Here is a 9615-nt window from a genome sequence, read left to right as displayed (position 1 = left end):
TATTTGACATGGTCAATTACAGGAACGTTTAGTTCTTCAAGCGCTTGAATTACGGCAATGCTGATACTGTCTAAATCTTCGGCAACTAAAATTTTTTTGAACATATTATTTTGTTTATTTGGGGAAATTGAAACTTAATTTAAAACCTGTTGTAGAATTTGAGTCAAAAATAATATTTCCATTTATAGTTTTAATACGGTTTTCCACATTTTGTAATCCTTTTTTTAGAATTATTGATCTATTAGTGGTTCCAACGCCATTATCATTATAAATTACAATCAATTTTTTTTTGGTTTTTTTTAAAGTTAAGATGACTAATGTGGCTTGACTGTGTTTTTTCATGTTTCCAAATAGCTCCTGAAGAACCCTGTAAAGGATTATTTTTTTGTTTTTTTCAAGCACTCTCCAGTTAATTGTGTCGAAACCATTAAGTATAATATTTAAATCAGGTGTTTTGTATTCTATAAGCATCTCTTTTAATACAAGGCCATAGTTTTCATTGGTGTCTATAGCGCTATTTTCTTTTGAAATATTTCTTGTTTTGGAGTAGACTGTATTAAGATCATTCAGTAATTTTATTTTATTTTCTTCTTGATTGAGATTGGTATTTGATGAGAAATCTAATATCTGGTACATATTATCCGTTAATTCGTCACTAAGCTTTTTTGATATTCGTACTTCACTTTCGAGAACTGCATATTTTTTTTCTTTTCTGTTTTTTGAGCGTAAGTGCATAAATGTCAGCATGCATAGCATTGTGATCACAAAGATGATAACGTATGAAATTATAGACCTGTTTTTTTGTTTTTCGAGTTGCAGTTCGTGTGCCGCTTTTTGGATTTTAAGTTGTAAATTTTCTTCTTTGCTTTGATTGAGATTGTATTTAATTACGGAAAATTGATTTTTCGTTTTTTTCTGGGCAACTGACATACTATCGATAAGTTTGATGTAAGCATTGGAGTATTTTTTCAAGTCTTTTGCGGTACTGGTTGCTATTAAAAGTTTTAGGGATTTTTTTTTGGTTCCGAAAGCGTTTATTTTGCAGGCAGCCTTGTATCCCATGGTTGCATATTGGTTGGACAGGGCTGTTTTTTTTGATAAATAATATTCGGAAAGATGATTAAAACTAAAGGGTAATGCTTCATCAGCTTTTACTTTTAATCTTATTTCCAATGCTTCATTAAAATAGACTAAGGCCCGAGGGTTTCTTAGTTTAAACAAACAGTTTCCCAAATTGTCTATCATGGTTGCATATTCAGTATAATCATAAGCATCAAGAGTATGCTGCTTTTTTTTATCGGCATAATATCCTTGTGTTGTAATTTTAAGATAGAGGTCTGTTGCCTTCTTGTAATGGTGTTGTTCTATATAAATAAGGCCGATATTGCTTAAAGTTTCAAGTTGTCTCCACGGGTTTGTTTTTAGGGCTAAAGCTTTTTTTAGATATAAAAGCGCATTGTCATAATCTTTGGTAGCAAGATAATTTAAACCCAGAATATTATAAGTATTCCAGGCAAATCTTGTTTTTTTTAAATGTGGGAGTAGAGGTAAAATTTTTGTAGTAACGGCCTCGCTATTGATATAATCACCTTGCGAATGATGAATATATCCCATGGCGATTAGGGCATCTGCATAATCCACAGTATTATTTTTAATATCAGCGAGTAGTATGATTTTATTATAGTTGTGAAAAGCACTATCAAGTTTGTCTTCTTCATATTGTCTATCAGCAATAACTGTCAATCTTTTTACTTCCCGGGTATGATCTGTTTTTTTAGATTCCGTATCTCTTTTTTTCGAGCAGGATTCTAGGAAAAAGAATATACTTAAGGCTGTTAGAAGGCTTATTAAACAGTTTGTAATATTCTTGTTTGATAAGAACGTAAATATCAATTTTTTCATCGTATTATAGGGAATTTAATAAAAACTTTGAATCCCTTGTCAGGAAAAGAATCGATATCAATAGAGCCGTTTATAGCAAAAATTCTATTTTCGATATTGTTTAAGCCATTTTTAGTAAGTACTTGATTTGCATCAATACCTTTACCGTTATCGACGTAGATAATTAGTATGTTTTTGTTTGTTTTTTTGAAAGTTATAAGGACTGAGGTTGCGGAACTATGTTTCTTCATATTGACCAATAATTCCTGAATAGTTCTGTAGACAGCTACTTTTTTATTTTTTTTAATTTCACTCCATAAAATTGTATCTAAACCTTTAGTTAGAATATTTGTTTCGGAATTATTAAATTCTGAGATCATTTCATTTAAAGAAGCAGCATAGTTTTTATTAGCAACAAGTGGGCAGTTTTCCTTTGAAATATCACTTGTTAGCGAGTAGATGTCTCTTAGGTTTTTTAATAAATTTTCTCTGTTTTTCGCTATAGAGAGATTTTTGTTTTCGATAAATGCCATAGTGTGATAAACATCGTTTGCCAGTTCATCGTGGATTTTCTTTGAAATACGGGTCTCACTTTGATAAGTTGCTTCGATCTTTTGTCGATTTGCACGAGATGTGAGATAAAAATACAGGATTACAACTAGACTTAATGCCACAAGAATTATGATGTAGGATATAATATTTCTATTCTCCTGTCTTTCTATTTGTAATTCATTTTCGATTTTTTGAGACTTTAGCTTTAAGTTCTCTTCTCGCTCTCTTTTAGAATCGTACTTGATTCTTGCAAATTGATTTTTTACTTTCTGTCTTACTTCAAATATACTATCTACTATATTTACATACTTTGTAGCATATTTTCTTAATTCCTGATCAGAAGTATTTTTAATCAGCAGCTCCAGTGAGGACATTCTGTCTTCGACACTATTGGCAACAGTGAATTTTTCATAGCTTAACAACATGTATTCTTTTGCTAAAGCAGAATTGCTTTTCTCGTAGAATTTTGCAAAATGAAGATAGCTTTTACCTAAATCAAAAGGACGGTTTTTTCTTTGCCTTATTTCAAGACTTTTGTTAAAATATAAAAGAGCTTCGTTCGGATTGTGTGTTTTAAAGTAGCAGAATCCAATATTGTCCAGTGCTTTGTTTTGAAATTCATCGTTGTTAAGAACTTCTTTCTTTGTTGTCAACGACAAAAAGATCTGGAGAGCTTCATTGTATTTCCCTTCTTCCATTAAGATAACAGCGATGTTATTTCTTGCTGCTAGTTTTCGCCACTCTTCTGTTTGTAACCGTAAGGCTTTTTGGTTGTATAATATGGCGTTCTTGTAATCGTACGTATTTAAGTAGTTGATGCTTAAAATAACATAAGTGCTCCATATTTGCGATTGTTTTTTTGCATACTTAAGATAAGGCAGTACTTCTTTAATGGTATTTTCGCTGCCTGTATAATCAGCGTGATCTTGCTGTATCTCTGCCATTCGGTTCAGAGAAGTAATGTAGTTTTCCGAATCTGTTACCGGATTGCAAATCGATCGTAGTTTGTTGTAATAAAAAAAGGCGCTGTCAAATTCTTTTTGGCTGTAAAAGCGATCTGCAGTTAGTATTGCTTCTTCAATTTCGGGTTTTGTGTTTTTGGGTTTGGGAGTATTTGAGGTTTTTTTCTGACAGGATTGCAGGGAAAAAAAAGTAAAGGTAATAAATAGGAAAATGCGCATTCTGTAAGGTATCATGCGCCAAAAGTAAAGAATTAAAGTTCTTAAAAAAGCGTATAAATACCTGTTTTTCTATAAAATTTGATTTTATTTTTTAGGGTTGATTTTTAGGTAAATACAAAGAAAGCTTTCAGGTATGAAAGCTTTCTTTGTACTGTCGGTATGATTTATTTCTGAAACAATTATGAAACTCTTAATCCTGTTGTGATCGCAATTCTATTCCAGGAGTTAATGGTAATAATAGTAAGGATAATTTCGGCAAGGTATTGATCGTTGAATAGACTTGCAGCATTTTGATAGGTTTCATCAGAAACGTGATGACTAATTAGTGTTACTTCTTCCGTCAGAGCTAAAATAGCTTTTTCCTCCTCAGTATAAATATCCGTATCACGCCAGGCGCTTAGTAAATAAATGTACTGTTCAGATATGCCTTGTTTTCGGGCATCGGTTGTGTGCATATTAATACAATGCGCGCAGCCGTTTATTTGGGAAGCACGAATTTTAATTAATTCTTTGTGTACTGGTGTAAGTGAAGTAGTAGAGATGTATTTTTCTAAGTTAAGTAATGCTTGGTAAGCCTGCGGTGCAACTGTTGGGATAACGATTCTTGGTTTCATTTGAAGTGTTTTTAAAGTTTGATACAAAGATCATGGATGTCTGCTTTGAAAAACTTGAACTACTTCAAGAAAACTATCGAGTTGCTGAAATTCTGAGGTATTAAGTTCTGAGTTCGCTAACGAGGTATGTAAATGGACAAGATTTATTTTTTTTGATACTCTAAAACCAGTAGGAGCTTAGTGGTTTAGTATTTGAGAATCGTAGTTTCTCAGAATTAAACTTTACCGGCTCTGATTTTGCTCATAAATTCAGCTGAGAAATCAAGGTAGGAGGCAAGCATGTATTGCGGAACGCGCTGAACGAACTCAGGATTCAGATTATTAAAGTGATGATACCTTTCTTCTGCCGACATGGTGAACAGAAACTTAATTCGCATTTGTGCAGCTCCAAATGACTTCTGGGAAACAATGCGAAAGTAGCGCTCCAATTTTGGAACTTGAATTAGTACAGACTCCAATACAGACTGCTCTAAGGCAATAACCTCAGAATTCTCTACCGCCTGAATATAAAAATGAGAAGGAACGTGGTTGTGGTAGCTTAAGTAATCTGTAATCCACCAGCTTTCTATTCCAAATTGTAGTGTTTGTTCAGTTCCTTTCGAATTAATGATATATTGACGCATGCATCCTTTAACGATAAAATATAGAGTGTTGCAAACCTGACCTTCCCGAAGTACATGGTCTTTCTTTTTAATGATTGCTAAACTTAAAACAGCTTCTAAGAGATCAATCTCAGAAGCTTCCAGAGTTACAAACTTTCCGATATGAGTAAAAAGAGCGGTATACATTTTTATAGGTTTTATACAAATGTAGTTTTAAAAATTATAATTTGGCAAACGGATATAAAGCAAAAAAACCATCCCGTTTCAGCGGGATGGTTTTGCTATGGTAAGTAGTTAATCTAAATTGAGTTTATAAAACGTTTATTTATTTAGAACAATAATTCTTCAAACTCGAAAAAGCCGATCATTTAATTATAAAAATTAATCTCAAAGGAGCTATTTACTTTTATGCCTTTAGAAGTAGCCGCTTTCCAATTTTCATTTTCAATGTGATGAGTAAGTTGACTAATTATTTCACTATGAAATTTTTTATTTTCTGGATTTTCAAATTCAATATCTATCTTAATATCAGAAATGCTATTATCTCTCCTTATTATTAACCTTGTTTTTGCTATGAAATCTCTTTTATTTATGGTATGAATAAAACCATCAGGGAATTTAAAATTTGAAAAAAAATCCTTTTGTATTTGAAATTTTTGATCAGGGAAATCTGTAGCTTTTGGATATATTATGCAGTAATGATCTACCTCATTTGGGTATTCGAAAATATCATTTATTCTATCAGTTACATACAAACTGTCGGCTGTTTGTTCAATTTTTGTTGTGAAATTATGGCCATATTTTATATTTAATAATTTATTGGATGCTTTGCAATAGCAATTAGTTTTTAATGGATAGTTTCCATTATTAGTCTCTTTCCAAAATGAGGATATTTCTACTTCTTTTGATGATAAGAATTGAATTCCTTTTTTCTTAAGTAATTGGTTTAAGAATGGGAAATGTCTGTTATAATTGATGTCAATATAGCCTTCAGGTTGGATGTAGTAATAGACTTCTTTTGATTTAAAATCTGCTTTGGCTCTCTCAATTTCAGTTGAACAATTTAAATCTCGTTTGTCAATTAGTCCAATGATTGTATTTATAGTATTCTTTTCAAGTTTGTTTTCTTGTGCTTCGCTATTCAAATAATGTAGCGCTAATAAAATAAGAAGTGATTTTTTCATACTACAAAGTTATTTTAATATAATTAATTGAATAAAAAAAACTCTAAAAGCAAAAAACCATCCCGTTTAAATGAGATGGTTTTTCTATGATAAGTAAGTAATCTAAATTGAGTTTATAAAACGTTTATTTTACTTTATTAAGTATTGCTTTGAAAGCTTCAGGGTGGTTCATCGCTAAATCTGCAAGAACTTTACGGTTCAATTCGATTCCGTTAGCTTTTACTTTCCCCATGAATTGAGAATAAGACATTCCTTCTAATCTAGCTCCAGCGTTAATACGTTGAATCCATAGAGCACGGAAATTTCTTTTGTTTTGTTTTCTATCGCGGTAAGCGTAGCACATTGCTTTCTCTACTGCATTCTTAGCAACTGTCCAAACGTTTTTACGTCTACCAAAGAAACCTTTGGCTTGCTTCATTATTTTTTTTCTTCTTGCTCTTTTAGCAACTGAATTTACCGATCTTGGCATAATTTTAATGTGTTTTTGTAGCAGGCGTCCTGAATTGAATCAAAGGAACTTAAAAGCCATACTCCAAGGTTATATAAATAATTTTAAACCTAAAGAAATTCTCTAGTCTAAGGTTTTTAAGTCAAATGTTTAAAGTCAGCTACTGACTTTCCAACTTTATGACTTGCTAACTTTCGACTTTTATTAGATAATTCTTAATTGTTGTTTGATGCTTTTCATATCTGTAGAGTGAACTAGCGCTGAGTGTGTCAAAGCTAATTTACGTTTTTTAGATTTTTTAGTCAAGATGTGACTTTTAAAAGCATGCTTTCTTTTAATCTTTCCAGAACCAGTAACTTTGAAACGTTTCTTGGCGCTAGATTTTGTTTTCATTTTAGGCATTTTTCCTAGTGTTTTAATTTATTCTTACTTACTTATATCTTCAAAAGCTTTAGGCTTTAGGCTTTAAGCTCTAAGCAGGAGTTTAAATAAACTATTTGCTTAAAGCTTAAAGCTTATTGCTTAAAGCAAATAATTATTTTTTCTTCTTCGGAGCAATGAACATAATCATTCTCTTTCCTTCTAAAACGGGCATCGCTTCAACTTTACCGTGCTCTTCAAGGTCTGTTGCCAAACGTAAAAGTAAGATCTGACCTTGGTCTTTATAGATGATAGAACGTCCTTTAAAGAATACAAATGCTTTCAGTTTAGCGCCTTCTTTCAGGAACTTCTCCGCATTTTTTCTTTTAAATTCGTAATCATGCTCATCCGTTTGAGGTCCAAATCGAATTTCTTTTACGACAACCTGCGTAGACTTAGCTTTTAACACCTTATCACGTTTCTTTTGTTCGTACACGAATTTCTTGTAATCCATGATTTTACAAACCGGTGGCTCAGCGTTTGGCGAGATCTCAACTAAATCAAGTTCAAATTGATCTGCTAATCGTAAAGCTTCAGCAAGCTTAAATACACCTGGTTCGATGTTTTCGCCTACTAATCTTACTTCTTGTACGCCACGAATATTGTTGTTTATTCTGTGGGCATCCTTTTTTTCTACTCGAGGTTGGTAACCTCTGTTGCTTCTTATTGCTATGACTTTATAATTTAAGTTAAACTGTAAAAACTTTTAATGTCTTTTTTATCTCTTCGTTTACAATAGCGACAAATTCATCGATTGTAACTGTAATGTTACCTTTTCCTTCTTGCCCATGACGACGGATAGAAACCGTTCCGTTTTTCTCCTCTTCCTCACCAACAATTAGCATAAATGGAGTTTTTTGCATCTCAGCATCTCTAATTTTCTTACCGATAGTCTCGTTTCGGTTGTCAATTAGGGCGCGAATTTCGTGATTTTCTAGCAAATCTAAAACTTTTTTAGCATATATTTCGTATTTCTCGCTCAAAGACAAGATTATAGCTTGCTCAGGCATTAGCCATAGTGGGAAATTTCCTGCAGTATGTTCCAGTAAAATTGCAATGAAACGTTCCATTGATCCAAAAGGAGCTCTGTGAATCATAACCGGACGGTGTAATTCGTTATCGGCACCTTTGTAAGTCAATTCAAAACGTTCCGGAAGGTTGTAATCTACCTGAATAGTTCCTAATTGCCACTGTCTGCCTAAAGCGTCTTTAACCATAAAGTCAAGTTTCGGACCGTAAAAAGCAGCCTCGCCATATTCTACAACCGTATTTAGTCCTTTGTCGGCTGCTGCATTGATAATTGCATTTTCAGCTTTTTCCCAGTTCTCATCAGAACCAATGTATTTCTCTCTATTCTCCTGGTCTCTCAATGAAATCTGAGCCGTAAAGTTTTCAAAACCTAAAGAACCAAATACATATAGTACTAAATCGATTACCTTTTTGAATTCTTCATCCAACTGTTCCGGAGTACAGAAGATATGTGCGTCATCCTGAGTAAATCCTCTCACACGAGTTAGTCCGTGTAACTCACCAGATTGCTCGTATCTGTAAACTGTACCAAATTCTGCATAACGTTTTGGTAAATCTTTGTAGGACCAAGGTCTTACATTGTAGATTTCACAGTGGTGAGGACAGTTCATTGGTTTTAATAAAAATTCTTCACCTTCGGCAGGAGTGTGTATAGGCTGAAAACTATCAGCTCCATATTTTGCATAGTGTCCTGAAGTAACATAAAGTTCTTTTTGTCCAATATGTGGAGTAACAACTTGTTCGTATCCGGCTTTCTTTTGAGCTCTCTTTAAAAATTGCTCTAATCGATCTCTAAGGGCAGCTCCCTTAGGTAGCCATAAAGGTAAACCTTGTCCCACTTTCTGAGAAAAAGCAAACAATTCAAGTTCTTTACCAAGTTTACGGTGATCGCGACGTTTAGCTTCTTCAAGAAGTTCAAGATATTCAGTTAAATCTTTTTGCTTAGGGAAAGAAGTTCCGTAAACTCGGGTCAACTGCTTGTTTTTTTCGTCACCTCTCCAGTAGGCCCCGGCTACACTCATAACTTTCATGGCTTTGATAATTCCTGTATTCGGAATATGTCCACCACGGCATAGGTCGGTAAAAGTAGCATGATCGCAAAATGTAATAGTACCGTCTTCAAGATTTGAAATCAATTCAGTTTTGTAAACGTTGTCTTTGTACATTTCTAAAGCATCAGCTTTGCTAACCGGACGCATTTTGAATTCGTGTTTTCCTCTTGAGATTTCAAGAACACGATCTTCAATCTTTTTGAAATCAGCGTCAGTAATTTTTTGATCTTCAAAATCAACATCGTAATAAAAACCATTTGCAATTGCAGGTCCCAGAGTTAGTTTTATTCCAGGGTACAATTCTTCAAGGGCTTGTGCCATTACGTGTGAAGTAGAATGCCAAAAAGCCTTTTTTCCTTCCGCATCATTCCATGTATATAAAGTAAGACTACCGTCGGTCGTCAATTGGGTTTCGGTTTCAATTGTTGTACCATTAAAAGATGCAGAAATCACGTTTCTTGCAAATCCTTCACTAATGCTTTTCGCAACCTCCATCGGAGTTACGCCTGAAGCGAACTCTCTAATTGACCCGTCGGGTAAAGTAATCTTAATCATTGTTTATAATTTTGTGAATGCAAATATAACGCATTACAAAAATACATACAATACATATATACATGTTTATATTAATATATAAGAGTAATATTTATAA

At 33.3% G+C, this 9615-nt stretch carries 9 protein-coding genes; all 9 read right to left on the bottom strand.

Features of this window, described 5'->3' with window-relative positions:
- Positions 1–114: 114 nt before the first annotated feature.
- Complete coding sequence (locus tag JO950_RS19780) at positions 115–1743, bottom strand: ATP-binding protein (RefSeq protein ID WP_202704186.1); 1629 nt, start codon at positions 1741–1743, stop codon at positions 115–117.
- Positions 1744–1898: 155 nt separating this feature from the next.
- Positions 1899–3614, bottom strand: coding sequence for a tetratricopeptide repeat-containing sensor histidine kinase (locus JO950_RS19775; RefSeq protein WP_237732398.1), 1716 nt, complete (start codon positions 3612–3614; stop codon positions 1899–1901).
- Between the two features lie 179 nt (positions 3615–3793).
- Positions 3794–4228: a carboxymuconolactone decarboxylase family protein gene (locus tag JO950_RS19770; RefSeq protein WP_017498431.1), complete on the bottom strand. Its 435-nt coding sequence runs from the start codon at positions 4226–4228 to the stop codon at positions 3794–3796.
- A 215-nt stretch (positions 4229–4443) separates the two neighbouring features.
- Positions 4444–5016: a Crp/Fnr family transcriptional regulator gene (locus JO950_RS19765; RefSeq protein WP_202704185.1), complete on the bottom strand. Its 573-nt coding sequence runs from the start codon at positions 5014–5016 to the stop codon at positions 4444–4446.
- A 182-nt stretch (positions 5017–5198) separates the two neighbouring features.
- Positions 5199–6014 carry a hypothetical protein gene (locus JO950_RS19760; RefSeq protein WP_202704184.1) on the bottom strand — a complete coding sequence of 272 codons (816 nt, stop codon included), beginning with the start codon at positions 6012–6014 and terminating at the stop codon, positions 5199–5201.
- Between the two features lie 124 nt (positions 6015–6138).
- Positions 6139–6483 (bottom strand): 50S ribosomal protein L20, encoded by a 345-nt coding sequence (gene rplT / locus JO950_RS19755; RefSeq protein ID WP_007810721.1) that lies wholly within the window; start codon positions 6481–6483, stop codon positions 6139–6141.
- A 183-nt stretch (positions 6484–6666) separates the two neighbouring features.
- Positions 6667–6864: a 50S ribosomal protein L35 gene (gene rpmI, locus JO950_RS19750; RefSeq protein WP_007810722.1), complete on the bottom strand. Its 198-nt coding sequence runs from the start codon at positions 6862–6864 to the stop codon at positions 6667–6669.
- Between the two features lie 133 nt (positions 6865–6997).
- Positions 6998–7549 (bottom strand): translation initiation factor IF-3, encoded by a 552-nt coding sequence (gene infC / locus JO950_RS19745; RefSeq protein WP_072974136.1) that lies wholly within the window; start codon positions 7547–7549, stop codon positions 6998–7000.
- 22 nt (positions 7550–7571) lie between these two features.
- Entirely contained in the window at positions 7572–9518 is a 1947-nt protein-coding gene (gene thrS / locus JO950_RS19740) for a threonine--tRNA ligase (RefSeq protein WP_017498427.1), read from the bottom strand.
- Positions 9519–9615: the final 97 nt, after the last annotated feature.

It is taken from the genome of Flavobacterium sp. UGB4466 (assembly GCF_903469665.1).
Lineage (GTDB): Bacteria > Bacteroidota > Bacteroidia > Flavobacteriales > Flavobacteriaceae > Flavobacterium > Flavobacterium lipolyticum.
This window is presented reverse-complemented; position numbering and strand designations above follow the sequence as displayed.

Bases quoted from the DNA above. Each gene is read 5' to 3' on its own strand.
- JO950_RS19775 (WP_237732398.1), bottom strand. From the start codon at position 3,614: ATGCGCATTTTCCTATTTATTACCTTTACTTTTTTTTCCCTGCAATCC.
- JO950_RS19770 (WP_017498431.1), bottom strand. From the start codon at position 4,228: ATGAAACCAAGAATCGTTATCCCAACAGTTGCACCGCAGGCTTACCAA.
- JO950_RS19765 (WP_202704185.1), bottom strand. From the start codon at position 5,016: ATGTATACCGCTCTTTTTACTCATATCGGAAAGTTTGTAACTCTGGAA.
- JO950_RS19760 (WP_202704184.1), bottom strand. From the start codon at position 6,014: ATGAAAAAATCACTTCTTATTTTATTAGCGCTACATTATTTGAATAGC.
- rplT (WP_007810721.1), bottom strand. From the start codon at position 6,483: ATGCCAAGATCGGTAAATTCAGTTGCTAAAAGAGCAAGAAGAAAAAAA.
- rpmI (WP_007810722.1), bottom strand. From the start codon at position 6,864: ATGCCTAAAATGAAAACAAAATCTAGCGCCAAGAAACGTTTCAAAGTT.
- thrS (WP_017498427.1), bottom strand. From the start codon at position 9,518: ATGATTAAGATTACTTTACCCGACGGGTCAATTAGAGAGTTCGCTTCA.